This is a genomic window from Rahnella sp. Larv3_ips, from assembly GCF_003697865.1.
GTDB lineage: Bacteria > Pseudomonadota > Gammaproteobacteria > Enterobacterales > Enterobacteriaceae > Rahnella > Rahnella rivi.
On record NZ_MJIB01000008.1, the window covers coordinates 54,213 to 71,652 of the forward strand.

The window sequence follows — 17,440 nt, forward strand, 5'->3', positions numbered from 1 at the left end:
TAACAATGCGAAGTGGAATGTAAAATGCCAAAGATCAAAACAGTACGCGGCGCCGCTAAACGCTTCAAAAAAACCGCCAACGGTGGTTTTAAGCGTAAGCACGCAAACCTGCGTCATATTCTGACCAAAAAAGCTACTAAGCGTAAACGTCACTTGCGTCCAAAAGGCATGGTATCCAAGAACGATTTGGGCCTTGTCTCTGCATGTCTGCCGTACGCATAAATACACTTTTTTCATTTAGAATATAAAACTCAGGAGAGCATATGGCTCGCGTAAAACGTGGTGTGATTGCACGTGCACGTCACAAGAAAATTTTAAAGCAGGCGAAAGGTTACTACGGTGCCCGTTCGCGCGTATATCGTGTTGCATTCCAGGCTGTTATCAAAGCTGGTCAATACGCTTACCGTGACCGTCGTCAAAAGAAACGTCAGTTCCGTCAGCTGTGGATCGCGCGTATCAACGCAGCAGCTCGTCAGAACGACATGTCTTACAGCAAATTCATTAACGGCTTGAAAAAAGCTTCTATTGAAATTGACCGTAAGATTTTGGCTGACATCGCAGTCTTCGACAAAGTGGTATTTGCCGCTCTGGTTGAGAAAGCGAAAGCAGCACTGGCGTAAGTCAGGTGAAAGAGGGAGCTTGCTCCCTCTTTTATATTTTGTGTTTGAAATCAGTCCGATTCGTTGTTTAATAGCGACAACGTCGATTCATTTTCGGTTCGAGAGTGTCCATCAACAAGGTAACGCAAGCATGAATGCTGCTATTTTCCGTTTCTTTTTTTACTTTAGCGCCTGACTCAGGAAGGCTTTCGCGCGTAAGAGAAGAAACGAAAAGTAGCGCCTAAGCCTCCCTCGTGGAGGCTTTTTTGTATCTGTGCTTTATACACTAAGGTTCAGGGTCAAAATCGCGCCCCTGATTAATCACGGTTATTTTACATCGGGCCATATTGGCCAGAAGAAGAGGAAAGCAATGCCACATCTCGCAGAGCTGGTTGCCAATGCCAAGGCAGCCGTAGAGAGTGCTCAGGATATCGCCACGCTCGATAACGTGCGTGTTGAGTATCTGGGTAAGAAAGGCCACCTGACACTCCAGATGACGACCCTCCGTGAATTGCCTGCGGAAGAACGCCCGGCAGCGGGTGCCGTGATCAATGAAGCGAAAACGCAGGTTCAGGAAGCCCTGAATGCGCGCAAAAATACGCTGGAGTCTGCGGTGCTGAATGCGCGTCTCGCTGAAGAAACGATTGATGTTTCCTTGCCTGGCCGTCGCATTGAAAACGGTGGTTTGCATCCGGTGACCCGTACTATTGACCGCATCGAAACCTTTTTCGGTGAATTAGGCTTTACCGTCGAGACTGGCCCGGAAATCGAAGATGATTATCACAACTTTGATGCCCTGAATATTCCCGGCCATCACCCGGCACGTGCAGACCATGATACTTTCTGGTTTGATGCCAAGCGCTTGTTGCGTACCCAAACATCCGGTGTGCAGATCCGTACCATGAAGGATCAGCAACCGCCGATTCGTATTATCGCGCCGGGCCGTGTTTATCGTAACGACTACGATCAGACTCACACCCCGATGTTCCATCAGATGGAAGGCCTGATTGTTGATAAAGACATCAGCTTCTCCAACCTGAAAGGTACTCTGCATGATTTCCTGAACAACTTCTTTGAAGCTGATTTGCAGATCCGTTTCCGTCCTTCCTATTTCCCGTTTACAGAGCCTTCAGCGGAAGTTGACGTCATGGGCAAAAACGGTAAATGGCTGGAAGTGCTGGGCTGCGGCATGGTGCACCCGAACGTATTGCGTAACGTCGGTATCGATCCGGAAGTGTATTCCGGTTTTGCCTTCGGTATGGGGATGGAGCGTCTGACCATGTTGCGTTACGGCGTGACTGACCTGCGTGCATTCTTCGAAAACGATCTGCGTTTCCTCAAACAGTTTAAGTAAGGCGGGAATATCACATGAAATTCAGTGAACTCTGGTTGCGTGAGTGGGTAAACCCAGCCATCAGCAGCGAAGCATTATCCGATCAAATCACGATGGCCGGTCTGGAAGTTGACGGTGTTGAACCTGTCGCTGGCGCATTTAATGGCGTGGTGGTGGGCGAAGTTGTGGAGTGCGGTCAGCATCCTAACGCAGACAAACTGCGAGTCACCAAAGTGAACGTGGGCGGCGATCGCCTGCTGGACATCGTCTGTGGCGCACCAAACTGCCGTCAGGGCCTCAAAGTTGCCGTGGCAACGGTCGGTGCCGTACTGCCGGGTGATTTCAAAATTAAAGCCGCAAAACTGCGCGGTGAGCCTTCAGAAGGGATGCTGTGCTCGTTCTCCGAGCTGGGCATTTCCGAAGATCACGACGGAATCATCGAGTTGCCGCTGGATGCGCCGGTCGGAACAGATATCCGCGAATTCCTGAAGCTGGATGACAGCACCATCGAAATCAGCGTAACGCCAAACCGTGCAGATTGCCTTGGTATTATCGGTGTAGCGCGCGACGTGGCCGTGGTTAATCAGCTTCCACTTAACGAACCCGAGATGAAACCCGTAGCTGCAACGATCGACGCATCAGTGTCTATCGATGTTCAGGCACCGCAAGCCTGTCCTCGCTATCTGGGCCGCGTGGTGAAAGGCATCAACGTTAAAGCGCCAACGCCACTGTGGATGCGTGAAAAACTGCGTCGCTGTGGCACCCGTTCTATTGATGCCGTAGTGGATATTACCAACTACGTGCTGCTGGAATTGGGACAGCCAATGCATGCATTCGATCTCAGCCGTATCAATGGCGGTATCGTGGTACGTATGGCGCAAAAAGATGAAGCGCTTACGCTGCTCGATGGTACGCAAGCCAAGCTGAAAGAAGACACGCTGGTGATTGCCGATCACCAAAAAGCGCTGGCGATGGCCGGTATTTTCGGTGGCGAGCACTCTGGCGTTAATGACGAAACGCAGGATGTATTGCTGGAGTCGGCCTTCTTTGCTCCGCTGGCGATCACAGGCCGCGCACGCCGTCAGGGCTTGCACACCGATGCATCGCACCGCTATGAGCGTGGCGTTGACCCTGAACTGCAGTTTAAAGCCATTGAACGTGCCACCGCGCTACTGTTAAGCATTTGTGGCGGTGAAGCCGGTCCGGTCATTGATGTGACTTCTGCGTCAGATTTACCGAAAGCGGCAACCATTACGTTGCGTCGCGAAAAACTGGATCGCCTCATTGGTCACCATGTTGAGGATGCACAGGTCACGGATATTCTGACCCGACTGGGTTGTGACGTTGCCCATAACGGCGATCACTGGGTGGCAGTCGCACCGAGCTGGCGCTTTGACATGCAGATCGAAGAAGATCTGGTGGAAGAAGTTGCCCGGATTTACGGTTACAACAACATTCCAGATGTGCCGGTAAAAGCGAATCTTGAAATGACCCGTCACCGTGAAGCCAATCTTTCGCTGAAACGTGTGAAAAATCTGCTGGTTGATCGTGGTTTCCAGGAAGCCATCACTTACAGCTTCGTTGATCCTAAAGTGCAGGCCTTGCTGCATCCGGGCGAAGACGCGCTGATTCTGCCAAGTCCGATCTCCGTGGAAATGTCAGCAATGCGCCTTTCCCTCTGGTCTGGCTTGCTGACTGCGGTCGTTAACAACCAGAATCGCCAGCAAAGTCGCGTGCGTTTATTCGAAAGTGGCCTGCGCTTTGTGCCTGATACTCAAGCTGATTTAGGTATCCGTCAGGACGTCATGCTGTCTGGCGTGATTTCCGGCAATAAAAATGAAGAGCATTGGGATCTGGCGCGTCAGGCAGTTGACTACTACGATTTGAAAGGTGATCTTGAGGCTATTCTTGAGCTTACCGGCAAAATGAACGACGTGCAGTTCAGGGTTGAAGCCAATCCTGCATTGCATCCGGGGCAGAGCGCAGCGATTTATTTACGCGGCGAACGTATTGGTTTCATTGGTGTAGTCCATCCGGAACTGGAACGTAAACTCGATCTCAATGGCCGTACTGTGGTCTTCGAAATGCTGTGGGATAAGGTCGCAGACCGCGTACTGCCTGATGCGAAAGAGATTTCCCGCTTCCCGGCGAACCGTCGTGACATCGCCGTTGTTGTGGCTGAAAACGTGCCCGCAGACGATATTTTGGCTGAGTGCAAGAAAGTTGGCGCAAATCAGGTAGTTGGCGTAAACTTGTTTGATGTGTACCGTGGCAAGGGCGTAGCTGAAGGTTACAAGAGCCTGGCTATCAGTCTGGTGTTGCAGGATACCGCCCGTACACTGGAAGAAGAGGAGATCGCCGCTACCGTTGCAAAATGCGTAGAGGCTCTAAAACAGCGATTCCAAGCATCCTTGAGGGATTGAACCTATGGCGCTTACTAAAGCTGAAATGTCAGAACACCTGTTTGAGAAGCTTGGGCTTAGCAAACGGGATGCCAAAGACCTTGTTGAAATATTTTTCGAAGAAGTCCGTCGAGCTTTGGAAAATGGCGAACAAGTTAAACTGTCTGGCTTTGGCAATTTCGATCTGCGTGACAAAAACCAACGTCCGGGACGTAACCCGAAAACCGGCGAAGATATTCCGATCACGGCGCGTCGTGTGGTGACTTTCCGTCCGGGACAGAAATTGAAGAGTCGCGTTGAGAATGCCACTCCGAAAGAATAAGTAACATCTTCTAAAAGGCCGCGAAAGCGGCCTTTTTTTTAACCAAAATTATTCTGCTGGTGGGTAATTTTCCAGGGTTTTAAGTAATTCGCACAGAAAGCGAAAAGATAGTGTTAAAGCGGTGGGCGGTTCAGGATTAGTCTGATAGATTTAATTCACGCGCTAAAGACTCTTATTATTTCTTTGCGCTATGCTGGAGCCGATTTTGTGACATAAATAAAATACCAAAATAAAAACACAACATCAGAAACAGAAAAGGGGCCGAAGCCCCTTAAATGAAATGATTAAACCGGCAGCGGGAAATGGAGTGGATTATTTATCCGCTTTCGCCGGAATAAATTGAATTCGACAGATAATTAATGGTTATAGAACATGCGAGGTCCACCAGGACCACCGCCGCCATGACCACCACCGTGACCGCCGCCACCAGGGCCCCAAAACGGAGGAAACAGACAACCGCTCAGGCTGACAACAACCAGGCCAATACTTAACAGGGCTAAAATACGACGCATAAAATAGATCCTTTTTGAATAAACAGGGCGAGTATAAATAATTACTGAATAAGCTGTTGTCAGGCTTGCGTTAAGGTTCGTTAATATTTCCATAAGAATTGAACAGATAACACATTCATGCCTGTTGAATTATTTCAATCAGGATACGTTTGTATTTATTACGTAAGCCCCCAGCAAGTTAAACGAAAATCCGCCTTTGGCTCATAGTCAGTTCTGTACCCCCCTGATATAAAAAACACGTCATATAAAATATAGAAGGCGTGACTACCGTGAAAAAATCTCTCTTATTGCTTTGTTGTGCGCTGGCCTTGCCTGTGATCGCACAGGCAAATGTTTCCATTGACGTTAACGTACCTGGCGTAACGCTTCACCTCGGGGATCAGGATCAGCGCGGTTACTACTGGGATGGTTACGACTGGCGTCCGCCGCAGTGGTGGCGCGCGCATCAGGGCCATCATTATGGTGAGCGTAACGAGCGCGGGATGTACTGGCACGGCAACCGCTGGGATGCCAAACCGCCTCAGCGAGGTCATAGCGCGCCGCGGCCGCCACAGCAGCCGCATAATCAGGGCCGCCCGGATGGCGGTGATCACCGTGATAACAACGGACATCAGGGCGGTGGCAACAATAATCATCAGGGTGGCAATAGCGGTCATCAGGGGAACGGCCAGCCGATTCCGCCCAATGGTCAGCCAGGCCGTTAACCCTGATCGTCTTTGCAAAATACAAAAAGCCGGTGCTCAGTCACCGGCTTTTTCATTTTCTGTTTCCGCGCAGTGGAGCTAACTGCTTAATATCGGTAGGATAGCGAGATCCCTACTATGCCTTTCAGCCCCCGGAAACTGCAATTCATGTCTAACCGGCAGACCTTTTCGACCCTGGAACATCAGCAAAAAAAGCGTGATCGGCGCGGGCTTTACGGTCTGAGCGTGCTCTTAATTCTGGTACTGGGGCTGAGTCTCAGCGCGGGCGAAAACTGGCTGTGGCCGGATCAATGGCTCAGTAATGAAGCGCGTTTATTTGTCTGGCAGTTACGCTTACCGCGTGCGATAGCGGTGATTCTGGTCGGCGCGAGTCTGGCTGTCGCCGGTGCCGTCATGCAATCACTGTTTGAAAATCCGCTCGCAGAACCCGGCCTGCTTGGCGTGGCGAACGGCGCGGGTGTCGCGCTGGTGTTTTGTGTGATGCTCAGTCACGGGATGTTGCCGGTTTGGGTCATGAGTCTGGCTGCCGTGGCGGGTGCGTTAGTCGTCACTTTCTTTCTGTTATACGCCGCGCGCAGGCATCGGCTGAATAATGCCCGTCTGCTGCTGGTGGGTGTTGCCATCGGTATTGTGTGCAGCGCCCTGATGACCTGGGCTATTTACTTCAGCAGCAATCTGGATTTACGCCAGCTGATGTACTGGATGATGGGCGGTTTCGGTGGGGTGGACTGGCGACAAGTCTGGCTCGGCGTCATGCTGTTACCGGTTCTGCTCTGGCTGACAGGTCAGGGTAAGACGCTGAACCTGCTTTCACTGGGTATGCAACAGGCGCAGCAACTGGGCGTTTCCCTGACATCCTGGCGCTATATTCTGGTGCTGGCCGTCGGCTGGATGGTCGGCTTGAGCGTTGCGCTGGCAGGTGTGATAGGGTTTATCGGTCTGGTGATCCCCCATATTCTCCGTTTGTGCGGTATGACCGACCAGCGTCGTCTGCTTCCGGCCTGCGCGCTGTGCGGTGCGGCGGTATTGCTGCTGGCGGATGTGCTGTCACGCATCGGGTTGTACGCGGCGGAGTTGCCGATCGGTGTCGTCACGGCGACGTTGGGCGCACCCGTTTTCATCTGGCTACTGGTCAGAGCCGGACAAATACGCTGATCATCTTTCAAGAGATCAACTATTCTCTCCCTACCTTCTACCTATCAGGATAAAAAGCGATGAGTAATGACATTTTTGATATCTCCCTGAAAACCATTGATGGCGAAACCAAAACGCTTGGCGATTACAAAGGTTCGGTGTTGCTGGTGGTCAATGTGGCGTCACAATGCGGCCTGACCAAGCAATACGAAGGTCTGGAAAATATTTATCAGGCCTGGCATGACCGGGGTTTTGAAGTCCTCGGGTTCCCTTGCAACGAATTTGGCGCGCAGGAGCCGGGTACAGAAGATGAAATCAAAACGTTCTGCACCACGCAGTTTGGCGTTAAATTCCCCATGTTCAGCAAAATTGACGTCAACGGTGAAAACCGTCACCCGCTATACAGCGCGTTGATTGCTGCCCGTCCTGAGGCGGTCAAACCTGAAGCCAGCGGTTTCTACGAGCGTCTGGCGAGTAAAGGGCGTCAGCCGGTGAAACCTGAAAATATCCTGTGGAACTTCGAAAAATTCCTGATTGGCCGCGACGGCACTGTCGTCCAGCGTTTCGCACCTGATATGGCACCGGAAGATCCGATTCTGATGGAAGCGATCAAGGCCGCACTGGCGAAGTAATTCATTAACGTCGAAGGGCAGGGAGCGCGGATGCTGGAGTGTCGTGAAATCAGTGTGGAAGGGCGCCTTCGTGCATTCAGCGCGAAGATTGCGCCGGGCAGCCGCGTTCACCTTATCGGGCCGAACGGCGCGGGTAAAAGTACCTTACTGGCAAGGCTGGCGGGGGTATTTGAAGGAAAGGGCACCCTGACGGGCGATGTGCGGTTTAACGGCCAGCGGGTTGCCGATCTCGGTGGCTTGCAGCTCGCGCGTTTGCGTGCCTGGCTTTGCCAGCAGCTGACCCCGGCGTCCATGATGCCGGTGTTTCAATACTTATCTTTGCACCAGCCCCGCCTTGCTGAACCTGCCGCCGTTGAAAAGACGATTGCGCGTCTTTGTGACGCTTTACAGCTGAGCGATAAACTGGCGCAGCCGGTCACGCATCTTTCTGGCGGCGAATGGCAGCGGGTACGGCTGGCGGCCGTGTTGTTGCAGGTCTGGCCGTCAGTGAATCCAGATTCGCTGATGTTATTGCTGGATGAACCGATGAACAGCCTTGATGTGGCACAGCAACAGGCGCTGGATCAATTGCTGACGGAGTTCTGCGCCTCAGGCCGCGCTGTTGTGATGAGCGATCACGATCTCAATCACACCTTACATTATGCCCGTCAGGTGTGGCTGATGTCGGCGGGAAACGTTGTGGCTGCCGGTGAATGTGCTGACGTCATGCAGATTGAAAGGCTTTCTCAGGTATACAACGTCCAATTTCAGATACATTCTCTTGCCGGACGTCAGTGGATAATGACCACGGCGACGCCGTTTTCGTTAAATGAATAGCGGTTTAATTATATTAACGAACCCTATTTTAAACACGAAACACTCTCATTGTTCATAAAAAACACTGCCTGAGGTTTTATTAATAAAGTTCATTTTTTTAATAAATCCTTAATATATTTTAAGTTATTGTTTTTATTGATTTTGTAATAGACGATACTATTTATCCCCTTCCTATTTAACTTCTGTTTAACTTCACAAAACTGGCAAATCCTTAAGGTTAAATTAAGCTTAAACCGACATCATAAGATCCAAAATTCAGGGCGGTGTTTACTTACGGTTAAATAAACACAGTCTACAGTCGTGTTGAGCTAATTACCTTTTGGGATAGTGAAATGGAAAACTTTTTGCCTTTCTCCCGTCCGTCTATGGGCGAAGAAGAGATCGAGGCTGTAGGGCAAGTGTTGCGTTCAGGTTGGATCACGACCGGCCCGCAGACACATCAGCTTGAACAAGATTTTTCTGCTGCCTTTGGTTGTAAACATGCCATTGCGGTCAGCTCCGCAACGGGTGGAATGCACGTTACATTGATGGCGCTGGGCATTGGCCCCGGCGACGAAGTGATTACACCTTCTCAGACCTGGGTGTCGACGCTGAACATGATTGTTTTGCTCGGTGCCGAGCCGGTGATGATTGATGTGGATCCGGATACGCTGATGGTCAGCGCAGAGGCTATTGCTGCCGCCATTACGCCTAAAACCAAAGCAATTATTCCTGTGCATTACGCCGGTGCCCCTTTAGATCTCGACCCTGTATACGCCGTGGCAAACCAGCATGGTATTGCGGTGATTGAAGATGCGGCTCACGCCGTCGGTACGCGTTATCGCGATCGCTGGGTTGGCGCGCAAGGAACGGCAATTTTCTCCTTCCACGCGATTAAAAACATGACCTGCGCCGAAGGTGGCCTGGTTGCTACTGACGACGATGAGCTGGCCGCCAAAGTGCGTGCGCTGAAATTCCACGGGCTGGCGGTCGATGCGTTTGACCGTCAGGTTCAGGGGCGCAAACCGCAGGCAGAAGTGGTCGAGCCTGGCTTCAAATACAATCTTTCAGACATTCATGCCTCCATTGCTGTTGTGCAGCTCAAACGCCTGAGTGAAATGAACGCCCGTCGTGCCGAACTGGCGCAACGTTACCTCGATAAATTACAAGGCTCGCCGTATCTGCCAATGAAAGTGCCGGATTATCCGCATCTTCATGCCTGGCATTTATTCATGATCCGCGTAGATGAAAAACGTTGTGGCATAAACCGCGATGCACTGATGGAACGTCTGAAAGAGCAGGGCATCGGAACCGGTTTACATTTCCGGGCTGCCCACACTCAAAAATATTACCGCGAACGTTATCCGCAACTTAGCCTGCCAAACAGTGAATGGAACTCAGCCAGTCTGTGCAGCCTGCCGCTGTTCCCTGATATGCAGGACAGCGACGTTGATCGTGTCGTCTCGGCTCTTTTTTCCCTTTTGGAGGCGCAGTAGTGGCGCATTATGAACCTATTCGTAAAGTCTCGGTGGTTATCCCGGTCTACAACGAAGAAGAAAGCCTGCCCGCGTTATTGACGCGTACTCAGGCAGCGTGTCAGCAACTGACGCAGCAATATGAAATTATCCTGGTGGATGACGGCAGCGCCGACAGCTCCGGCGACATGCTTGCCGCCGCCGCAGAGCAGCCTGACAGCCACATCATCGCGGTTTTGCTTAACCGCAATTACGGGCAGCACTCGGCGATCATGGCCGGATTTAGCCATGTCACCGGCGATCTGGTCATCACTCTTGATGCCGATCTGCAAAACCCGCCGGAAGAAATCCCGCGTCTGGTGGCAAAAGCCGATGAAGGTTATGACGTCGTGGGCACGGTAAGGGCAAACCGCCGTGATTCCTGGTTCCGTAAAACCGCGTCCAAAATGATCAACATGATGATTCAGCGCGCCACCGGCAAATCGATGGGCGACTACGGCTGCATGCTGCGGGCTTACCGTCGCCACATTGTTGAGGCGATGCTGCATTGTCACGAGCGCAGTACCTTTATTCCTATTCTGGCGAACACCTTTGCACGGAAAACCGTGGAAATTCCGGTGCAGCATTCTGAGCGCGAATTTGGTGATTCCAAATACAGCCTGATGAAGCTGATTAACCTGATGTATGACCTGATCACCTGCCTGACCACCACGCCGCTGCGCATGCTTAGCGTTGTCGGCAGTGCGATCGCCATCTTCGGTTTCGTGCTGGCGATTTTCCTGATCCTCATGCGGTTGATTCACGGCCCAGCCTGGGCTGCGGACGGGGTGTTCACCCTCTTTGCTTTGCTATTTATGTTTATCGGTGCGCAGTTTGTCGGCATGGGATTACTCGGTGAATACATCGGGCGGATCTACAACGATGTTCGCGCACGTCCCCGTTATTTCGTTCAAAAAGTCGTCGGCGTTCGTTCCGAAGAAAACAGTCAGGAAGAAGAGTGATGAAAGCGATTGTATTTGCCTACCATGATATTGGTTGCGTTGGTTTACAGGCTCTGGTTGATGCCGGTTATGACGTTCAGGCGGTCTTTACCCATACGGATGCACCGAATGAAAACCAATTCTTTTCCTCTGTCGCCCGTCAGGGTGCCGAATTAAATCTGCCGGTGTACGCGCCGGAAGACGTGAATCATCCGCTGTGGATTGATCGTATTTGCGCCTTGCAGCCTGATGTGATTTTTTCTTTCTACTATCGCAACATGCTCAGCGAAGAGATTTTATCTCTCGCGCCGCAGGGCGGTTTTAACCTGCACGGTTCACTGCTGCCGCGTTACCGTGGCCGCGCACCGGTAAACTGGGCGCTGCTCAATGGTGAAACTGAAACCGGTGTCACCCTGCACAAAATGGTGAAGCGCCCTGATGCCGGTGACATTGTCGGCCAGCGTAAAGTGGCGATCGCCTCAGATGACACGGCACTGAAGCTGCACGCGAAAGTACGCGAAGCGGCGAAAGAACTGCTGACCGATTTACTGCCAGAAATGAAAGCAGGCAAGATAACCCTGACGCCGCAAGATGAAGCGCAGGCGAGCTACTTTGGTCGCCGTACGGCGGCTGACGGTGAAATTCATTGGCATAAATCAGCCACTGAGATTAACAACCTGATCCGCGCCGTGACCGAACCTTATCCGGGCGCGTTCACTTTCCTCGGGCAACGAAAACTGACGGTTTGGCGCGCGTTGCCGCTGAACACTCAGCACGACAAACAACCGGGTACCGTCCTTTGCGCTGATCCGCTGACCATCGCCTGTGGCGAAGGTGCGTTGCAGATCCAGGCCGGTCAGAGTGAAAACGGGTTGTACGTTCAGGGTTCTCGTCTGGCGCTGGAACTGGGCATTATGCCGGAAATGCGTCTTTCCACGCTGCCTACTGCGGTGATGAAACGCCGTACCCGCGTGCTGATCCTGGGCGTAAACGGCTTTATCGGTAACCATCTGAGCGAGCGTTTGCTGCGTGAAGACCGTTACGAAATCTACGGTCTGGACATCAGTTCCGATGCCATCAGCCGCTTCATGGGCAATCCGCATTTCCACTTTGTTGAAGGCGATATCAGCATTCATTCCGAGTGGATCGAATATCACATCAAAAAATGTGACGTTGTGCTGCCGCTGGTAGCCATCGCCACGCCAATCGAATACACCCGTAATCCGCTGCGCGTGTTCGAACTCGATTTTGAGGAAAACCTTAAAATCGTTCGTGACTGTGTGAAATACAAAAAACGCATCATTTTCCCGTCCACGTCTGAAGTGTACGGCATGTGTGATGACAAGGAATTTGACGAGGATAACTCGCGTCTGATCGTCGGCCCTATCAACAAACAGCGCTGGATTTACTCAGTATCCAAACAGTTGCTGGACCGCGTGATTTGGGCATACGGCGTCAAAGAAGGCCTGAAGTTTACGCTGTTCCGTCCGTTTAACTGGATGGGGCCGCGACTGGATAACCTCGATGCCGCGCGTATCGGCAGCTCCCGTGCAATCACTCAGCTGATCCTCAATCTGGTAGAAGGTTCACCGATCAAACTGGTTGACGGCGGCGAGCAAAAACGCTGTTTCACCGACATCAACGACGGCATTGAAGCCTTGTTCCGCATCATTGAAAACCGTGACAACCTGTGTGACGGCCAGATCATCAACATCGGTAATCCGACCAACGAAGCGAGTATTCGTGAACTGGCGGAAATGCTGCTGGCAAGCTTTGAAGCGCATCCGTTGCGCGCACAGTTCCCGCCGTTTGCCGGTTTCAATCTGGTGGAAAGCAGCACCTATTACGGCAAAGGCTATCAGGACGTTGAGCACCGCACGCCGAGCATTAAAAATGCCCGTCGCCTGCTGAGCTGGAAACCGGAAGTGGGCATGGATAAAACCGTCGCCGACACCCTGGATTTCTTCCTGCGCTCCGTAAACCCGGAAGCGGATCACTCCTGAAACGGTGCCATTCATGAAGAAAGTGGGTCTGCGCATTGATGTCGATACCTGGAGCGGCACCCGCGAGGGTGTCCCTCAGCTTCTGCAAGTGCTTGCGAAACATAAAATTACCGCCAGTTTCTTCTTCAGCGTCGGGCCGGATAACATGGGGCGTCACTTGTGGCGCCTGCTTAAACCGCGCTTTCTGTGGAAGATGCTGCGCTCCAATGCCGCGTCACTCTATGGCTGGGATATTTTGCTGGCCGGTACCGCGTGGCCGGGTAAACCTATCGCGCGCGATTTGGGTTATCTGATGAAAGAAACGGCCAAACGCGGGCATGAAGTCGGGCTGCACGCCTGGGATCATCAGGGCTGGCAGGCCAAAGTGGGTAAATGGTCCGAAGCACAGCTTGAGCAGCAAATTCAGCTGGGGCTGGACGCACTGGAAAAAAGTCTCGGTCATGACGTCGAATGTTCAGCGGTAGCAGGCTGGCGCGCTGACGAACGGGTGATCGAAGTTAAAGAGCGTTTCCACTTCTATTACAACAGTGATTGCCGCGGAAAATACCCGTTCCTTCCTGTGCTGGAAAACGGCACCCTCGGGACAGTACAAATTCCGGTGACGTTACCGACTTACGATGAGGTGGCCGGTGGCGACATTAACGCCGATAACTTCAACGACTTTATCCTCAGGGCCATCACTGAGGATCAGGGCGTGCCGGTTTACACCATTCACGCAGAAGTGGAAGGCATGTCTCTGGCTGCGCAGTTTGACACGTTATTAACCCGTGCCGCGGCGCAGGGGATCCAGTTCTGCGCACTGGGTGATCTGCTCCCGCAGGATCTGAGTTCGCTGCCGAAAGGCAAAGTGGTTCGCGCCAGTTTCCCGGGACGGGAAGGCTGGTTAGGTTGTCAGCAAGAAGGTTTTTCCTGATGTCGAAAGCATATAAAAGCGTGTGGAGTACACTGGTTCTGGTGTTTTTCGCGCTGGTTTACCTTGTTCCTCTTAACACCCGCCTGTTGTGGCAACCCGATGAAACCCGTTATGCAGAGATCAGCCGGGAAATGCTGCAACGTGGCGACTGGGTGGTGCCACATCTGCTGGGTTTACGGTATTTTGAAAAACCGGTGGCTGGCTACTGGTTCAACAATATCAGCCAGATGATCTTCGGCGACAGCAACTTTGCTGTCCGCTTTGGTTCCGTGTTCAGCACCATGCTCAGCGCGTTGCTGGTGTTCTGGCTGGCAAACCTGATGTGGCGTAACCGCCAGACGGCGTACATCGCGACGCTGATCTATCTTTCCTGCACGCTGGTGTTCAGCATCGGCACCTACAGCGTGCTGGATCCGATGATTACCCTGTGGATGACCGCCGCGATGGTCGCCAGTTACTTTTGTCTGCGCGTTTCGGGCACGCCGCAAAAGGCGTTGAGCTGGATTGTGCTGGGGCTGGCCTGTGGTATGGGCTTCATGACCAAAGGTTTTCTGGCGCTGGCGTTACCGGTCATTGCTGTATTGCCGATTGTCTGGCGCGAAAAACGCTTCAAAACCCTGTTTGGCTGGGGGCCGCTGGCGATCGTCAGTGCTGTCGCCCTGAGCCTGCCGTGGGTGCTGGCCGTCGCACGTCAGGAACCGGACTACTGGCGCTATTTCTTCTGGGTCGAGCATGTTCAACGCTTTGCCGAATCGAACGCACAGCACAAAGCCCCGTTCTGGTATTACCTGCCGGTGCTTTGCCTCGGCGCGCTGCCGTGGCTGGGGCTGCTTCCGGGAGCACTGCGCGATGGCTGGACTAAACGCGTGCTGCGACCTGAGCTGTTCTTCCTGCTGAGCTGGGCTGTTATGCCGCTGATTTTCTTCAGCATCGCCAAAGGTAAGCTGCCGACATACATCTTACCGTGCTTTGCACCGCTGGCGTTGCTGCTGGCCGATCACCTTGATCAGATCCGCCAGTCAGGGAAATTGCGCGCGCTGAAAGCCAACGGCATCATCAACATCGTCTTTGGCGTGCTGATGGCCGTGGCGGTGCTGGTGATCTCCGGAATATTGCCGGTTCATGTGAAAGCGGTGTTTGGCCGTGCTGAACTGCCCCGGGCGCTGATTGGTATTTTGTGCTTTGCAGTCTGGGCGCTTGCCGGTGCTATGTCGCTGACTGATCTGAAAAAACGCTGGTACTGGGCGGCAATTTGCCCGCTGGTGCTGGCATTGCTTATCGGTCAGGCTATTCCGCAGAAAGTGATCGACTCCAAACAGCCACAGGCATTCCTGGATCAGAACAGCGCGCTGCTTCACCAGAGCCGTTACATTCTGGCAGATAACGTGGGTGTGGCGACCGGTTTGGCGTGGATGCTTAAACGCAGTGACATCATCATGTTTGATGAAAGGGGAGAGCTGGAATACGGCCTGAGTTATCCTGATGCGCAGGATAAATTTGTAGATGCCGCCGGATTCCCGGCATGGTTACAAAAAGCGCGGCAGGAGGGGAATATTTCAGTGGTTATCAAACTCGACAGCAACATTGTCTCTGCCGATAAACTGCCACCGGCAGATCATACGGTGCAAGTGAACCGTCTGGCTCTGCTGTTCTATAAAAAGCTGCCATGACCGGATTCCTTCTGGTGCTTGCGGTCAGCGTGATCACCTGTGCCGGCCAGCTTTGTCAGAAGCAGGCCGCACAGGTTTCAGGCAAAGGTGTGAGTTTCGTCCTGCGCTGGCTGGCGCTGGCGGTGGTATTGCTGGGGATTGGCATGTTGCTCTGGCTGCGGGTCTTACAGCTTTTGCCTCTCAGCCTGGCGTATCCGATGCTCAGCCTGAACTTCGTGCTGATCACGCTTTGCGCCCGCTGGCTCTTCCATGAATACGTGGATACCCGACACTGGTGTGGCGTCGTGCTTATCATGTCGGGTATTGCGCTGATGAGTGTCAGTTTATGAAAGGCTATCTGTGGGGCGGTGCCAGCGTACTGTTAGTGACGCTGGCGCAATTACTGATGAAGTGGGGCATGGTACAGATCCCGTGGATTTCACTTTCACAGATCACAATTGTGTTTGTACAGAATCACTTAAGTGCGCTGACGGCGGTGTTTTTTGGCCTGTGCGGCTATGTGCTTTCCATGGGCTGCTGGTTCTTTGCGTTACGCGTTTTACCTCTCAACCGCGCCTATACGTTGCTGAGTCTGAGCTATGCGCTGGTCTACATCGCCGCTGTCGCGCTGCCGTGGTTCAATGAGAGCATCAGCCTGACGAAGACCCTCGGCGGGTTACTGATCCTCTCAGGCGTGTGGGTCATTCACAGCAAACCCTCTAAAAAATCACATTAACGCCCTCCGGCAACGATAAAAATCATCATTTAAAGGTTGGATGACGGATAAAATAGCGCTAAATTCTATTAGTTCTTAGATAACGGCGACTTATCCGGCCTGCGCAAATCCTCGCGTTTCGGCCTTGGCCGTGACGCTATTCGAGAAGGAATGCACTATGCGCTGGTCGTCCGTATCCATGTATTCCCTGCTGGCTGTTGCCGCGTTAATTCTTAACGGCTGCAGCAGCCACGCACCGCCGCCAAGTGGCCGCTTTGCCGATTCCATCACCGTGGTTGCCGAGCTTAACGACCAGCTCAGCCAGTGGCATGGCGCACCGTACCGTTATGGCGGATTACAACCGAGCGGCGTCGATTGCTCCGGTTTTGTTTTCCGAACCTACCGCGACCGTTTCGGCGTCGTGCTGCCACGCACCACCGCCGACCAGACAAAAATTGGCACTAAAGTGTCCCGCGATGAACTGCTTCCCGGCGATCTGGTTTTCTTCAAAACCGGCAGCGGTGAAAATGGACTCCACGTCGGCATTTACGACACCGCCGACCAGTTTATTCATGCATCCACCAGCCAGGGCGTCACCCGTTCTTCACTCGATAACGTTTACTGGCGTAAGGTCTACTGGCAGGCGCGGCGCATCTGACGTATTCCCCCTGAATTCCCTGCGTATTTCATCCTGATTTTTGCTGTTATTATCAAAACAGACTTTTTCAGGATGAATACGCGATGACACCTCTCAGATTATTACTCTCCGACTCTTACGACCCCTGGTTCAATCTGGCTGTAGAAGACTGCATCTTTCGTGAAATGACCACGCAACGGGTGCTGTTCCTGTGGCGCAATGCCGAAACCGTGGTCATCGGGCAGGCGCAGAACCCGTGGAAAGAGTGCAATACCCGCCGGATGGAAGAAGACGGTATTCGTCTGGCACGCCGCAGCAGCGGCGGCGGCGCGGTTTTCCACGATCTGGGTAATACCTGTTTTACTTTTATGGCCGGTAAACCGGAGTACGACAAAAGCGTCTCTACCGGCATCATTCTCAACGCATTAAAAACGCTGGGTATTGAAGCCAGTGCCTCAGGCCGTAACGATCTGGTGGTTCAGACGCCTGAGGGCGAGCGCAAAATTTCCGGTTCAGCCTACCGTGAAACCGTCGATCGTGGTTTTCATCACGGCACCTTACTGCTCAATGCCGATCTAAGCCGTCTGGCTAATTACCTGAATCCTGATGTGAAAAAGCTGCAGGCAAAAGGCATT

The 17,440-nt window shown here is 52.7% G+C and carries 20 protein-coding genes and 1 other annotated feature; of the genes, 19 read left to right on the plus strand and 1 reads right to left on the minus strand.

What is annotated here, in order from left to right:
• Window positions 1–24: 24 nt before the first annotated feature.
• The 6 genes from rpmI to ihfA all read left to right on the plus strand — a co-directional run bounded on the left by rpmI (window position 25) and on the right by ihfA (window position 4,656).
• On the plus strand, window positions 25–222 hold the full coding sequence (gene rpmI / locus ED901_RS13470) for a 50S ribosomal protein L35 (protein ID WP_056773448.1): 198 nt from the start codon (window positions 25–27) through the stop codon (window positions 220–222).
• 41 nt (window positions 223–263) lie between these two features.
• A complete protein-coding gene (gene rplT / locus ED901_RS13475; protein WP_056773451.1) occupies window positions 264–620 on the plus strand; it encodes a 50S ribosomal protein L20 in 357 nt (118 codons plus the stop codon).
• 125 nt (window positions 621–745) lie between these two features.
• Window positions 746–870, plus strand: a sequence feature (Phe leader region).
• Window positions 751–795 carry a pheST operon leader peptide PheM gene (gene pheM / locus ED901_RS25240; RefSeq protein ID WP_106120997.1) on the plus strand — a complete coding sequence of 15 codons (45 nt, stop codon included), beginning with the start codon at window positions 751–753 and terminating at the stop codon, window positions 793–795. It overlaps the preceding feature by 45 nt.
• Window positions 871–969: 99 nt before the next feature.
• Window positions 970–1,953: a phenylalanine--tRNA ligase subunit alpha gene (gene pheS, locus ED901_RS13490; RefSeq protein WP_056773454.1), complete on the plus strand. Its 984-nt coding sequence runs from the start codon at window positions 970–972 to the stop codon at window positions 1,951–1,953.
• Between the two features lie 14 nt (window positions 1,954–1,967).
• Window positions 1,968–4,355, plus strand: coding sequence for a phenylalanine--tRNA ligase subunit beta (gene pheT, locus ED901_RS13495; RefSeq protein ID WP_122096211.1), 2,388 nt, complete (start codon window positions 1,968–1,970; stop codon window positions 4,353–4,355).
• Window positions 4,356–4,359: 4 nt separating this feature from the next.
• Window positions 4,360–4,656 (plus strand): integration host factor subunit alpha, encoded by a 297-nt coding sequence (ihfA, locus tag ED901_RS13500; protein ID WP_004089944.1) that lies wholly within the window; start codon window positions 4,360–4,362, stop codon window positions 4,654–4,656.
• A 356-nt stretch (window positions 4,657–5,012) separates the two neighbouring features.
• Here the strand turns inward: ihfA and ED901_RS25145 are convergent, their stop codons facing one another.
• Window positions 5,013–5,261 carry a hypothetical protein gene (locus ED901_RS25145; RefSeq protein WP_162997870.1) on the minus strand — a complete coding sequence of 83 codons (249 nt, stop codon included), beginning with the start codon at window positions 5,259–5,261 and terminating at the stop codon, window positions 5,013–5,015.
• Between the two features lie 176 nt (window positions 5,262–5,437).
• Here ED901_RS25145 and ED901_RS13505 point away from each other — a divergent pair, with 176 nt between their 5' ends.
• From ED901_RS13505 to ED901_RS13565, 13 genes are all read left to right on the plus strand, one after another.
• Window positions 5,438–5,872 (plus strand): DUF2502 domain-containing protein, encoded by a 435-nt coding sequence (locus tag ED901_RS13505; protein ID WP_122096212.1) that lies wholly within the window; start codon window positions 5,438–5,440, stop codon window positions 5,870–5,872.
• Between the two features lie 147 nt (window positions 5,873–6,019).
• On the plus strand, window positions 6,020–7,027 hold the full coding sequence (btuC, locus tag ED901_RS13510; RefSeq protein ID WP_122096213.1) for a vitamin B12 ABC transporter permease BtuC: 1,008 nt from the start codon (window positions 6,020–6,022) through the stop codon (window positions 7,025–7,027).
• A gap of 59 nt (window positions 7,028–7,086) precedes the next feature.
• Window positions 7,087–7,638 (plus strand): glutathione peroxidase, encoded by a 552-nt coding sequence (locus ED901_RS13515; protein WP_122096214.1) that lies wholly within the window; start codon window positions 7,087–7,089, stop codon window positions 7,636–7,638.
• Between the two features lie 30 nt (window positions 7,639–7,668).
• The gene (gene btuD, locus ED901_RS13520) at window positions 7,669–8,454 is read left to right on the plus strand and encodes a vitamin B12 ABC transporter ATP-binding protein BtuD (RefSeq protein ID WP_122096215.1); all 786 of its coding nucleotides are present in this window, start codon (window positions 7,669–7,671) and stop codon (window positions 8,452–8,454) included.
• Window positions 8,455–8,786: 332 nt separating this feature from the next.
• A complete protein-coding gene (gene arnB, locus ED901_RS13525) occupies window positions 8,787–9,929 on the plus strand; it encodes a UDP-4-amino-4-deoxy-L-arabinose aminotransferase (RefSeq protein ID WP_122096216.1) in 1,143 nt (380 codons plus the stop codon).
• Window positions 9,929–10,909: an undecaprenyl-phosphate 4-deoxy-4-formamido-L-arabinose transferase gene (gene arnC, locus ED901_RS13530; RefSeq protein ID WP_056773473.1), complete on the plus strand. Its 981-nt coding sequence runs from the start codon at window positions 9,929–9,931 to the stop codon at window positions 10,907–10,909. Before arnB ends, arnC begins: the two co-directional genes overlap by 1 nt.
• Complete coding sequence (arnA, locus tag ED901_RS13535; RefSeq protein WP_122096217.1) at window positions 10,909–12,891, plus strand: bifunctional UDP-4-amino-4-deoxy-L-arabinose formyltransferase/UDP-glucuronic acid oxidase ArnA; 1,983 nt, start codon at window positions 10,909–10,911, stop codon at window positions 12,889–12,891. Before arnC ends, arnA begins: the two co-directional genes overlap by 1 nt.
• Before the next feature lie 13 nt (window positions 12,892–12,904).
• On the plus strand, window positions 12,905–13,804 hold the full coding sequence (gene arnD / locus ED901_RS13540; protein WP_122096218.1) for a 4-deoxy-4-formamido-L-arabinose-phosphoundecaprenol deformylase: 900 nt from the start codon (window positions 12,905–12,907) through the stop codon (window positions 13,802–13,804).
• Entirely contained in the window at window positions 13,804–15,474 is a 1,671-nt protein-coding gene (gene arnT / locus ED901_RS13545; protein WP_056773486.1) for a lipid IV(A) 4-amino-4-deoxy-L-arabinosyltransferase, read from the plus strand. The genes arnD and arnT overlap by 1 nt, the downstream gene beginning before the upstream one ends.
• The gene (gene arnE / locus ED901_RS13550) at window positions 15,471–15,803 is read left to right on the plus strand and encodes a 4-amino-4-deoxy-L-arabinose-phosphoundecaprenol flippase subunit ArnE (RefSeq protein ID WP_122096219.1); all 333 of its coding nucleotides are present in this window, start codon (window positions 15,471–15,473) and stop codon (window positions 15,801–15,803) included. The genes arnT and arnE overlap by 4 nt, the downstream gene beginning before the upstream one ends.
• A complete protein-coding gene (arnF, locus tag ED901_RS13555) occupies window positions 15,800–16,189 on the plus strand; it encodes a 4-amino-4-deoxy-L-arabinose-phosphoundecaprenol flippase subunit ArnF (RefSeq protein WP_122096220.1) in 390 nt (129 codons plus the stop codon). Before arnE ends, arnF begins: the two co-directional genes overlap by 4 nt.
• Window positions 16,190–16,346: 157 nt before the next feature.
• Window positions 16,347–16,826, plus strand: a complete 480-nt coding sequence (locus tag ED901_RS13560) for an NlpC/P60 family protein (protein WP_082465713.1) — start codon at window positions 16,347–16,349, stop codon at window positions 16,824–16,826.
• 83 nt (window positions 16,827–16,909) lie between these two features.
• On the plus strand, window positions 16,910–17,440 hold a 531-nt coding region (locus tag ED901_RS13565), incomplete at its 3' end, for a lipoate--protein ligase (protein WP_122096310.1).

Coding starts and splice junctions, on each gene's coding strand:
- btuC (WP_122096213.1), top strand. CDS start 6,020: ATGTCTAACCGGCAGACCTTTTCGACCCTGGAACATCAGCAAAAAAAG.
- ED901_RS13560 (WP_082465713.1), top strand. CDS start 16,347: ATGCGCTGGTCGTCCGTATCCATGTATTCCCTGCTGGCTGTTGCCGCG.
- rplT (WP_056773451.1), top strand. CDS start 264: ATGGCTCGCGTAAAACGTGGTGTGATTGCACGTGCACGTCACAAGAAA.
- rpmI (WP_056773448.1), top strand. CDS start 25: ATGCCAAAGATCAAAACAGTACGCGGCGCCGCTAAACGCTTCAAAAAA.
- arnD (WP_122096218.1), top strand. CDS start 12,905: ATGAAGAAAGTGGGTCTGCGCATTGATGTCGATACCTGGAGCGGCACC.
- arnB (WP_122096216.1), top strand. CDS start 8,787: ATGGAAAACTTTTTGCCTTTCTCCCGTCCGTCTATGGGCGAAGAAGAG.
- arnA (WP_122096217.1), top strand. CDS start 10,909: ATGAAAGCGATTGTATTTGCCTACCATGATATTGGTTGCGTTGGTTTA.
- btuD (WP_122096215.1), top strand. CDS start 7,669: ATGCTGGAGTGTCGTGAAATCAGTGTGGAAGGGCGCCTTCGTGCATTC.
- arnT (WP_056773486.1), top strand. CDS start 13,804: ATGTCGAAAGCATATAAAAGCGTGTGGAGTACACTGGTTCTGGTGTTT.
- pheT (WP_122096211.1), top strand. CDS start 1,968: ATGAAATTCAGTGAACTCTGGTTGCGTGAGTGGGTAAACCCAGCCATC.
- ihfA (WP_004089944.1), top strand. CDS start 4,360: ATGGCGCTTACTAAAGCTGAAATGTCAGAACACCTGTTTGAGAAGCTT.
- pheS (WP_056773454.1), top strand. CDS start 970: ATGCCACATCTCGCAGAGCTGGTTGCCAATGCCAAGGCAGCCGTAGAG.
- ED901_RS13515 (WP_122096214.1), top strand. CDS start 7,087: ATGAGTAATGACATTTTTGATATCTCCCTGAAAACCATTGATGGCGAA.
- ED901_RS25145 (WP_162997870.1), bottom strand. CDS start 5,261: ATGGAAATATTAACGAACCTTAACGCAAGCCTGACAACAGCTTATTCA.
- arnF (WP_122096220.1), top strand. CDS start 15,800: ATGAAAGGCTATCTGTGGGGCGGTGCCAGCGTACTGTTAGTGACGCTG.
- arnE (WP_122096219.1), top strand. CDS start 15,471: ATGACCGGATTCCTTCTGGTGCTTGCGGTCAGCGTGATCACCTGTGCC.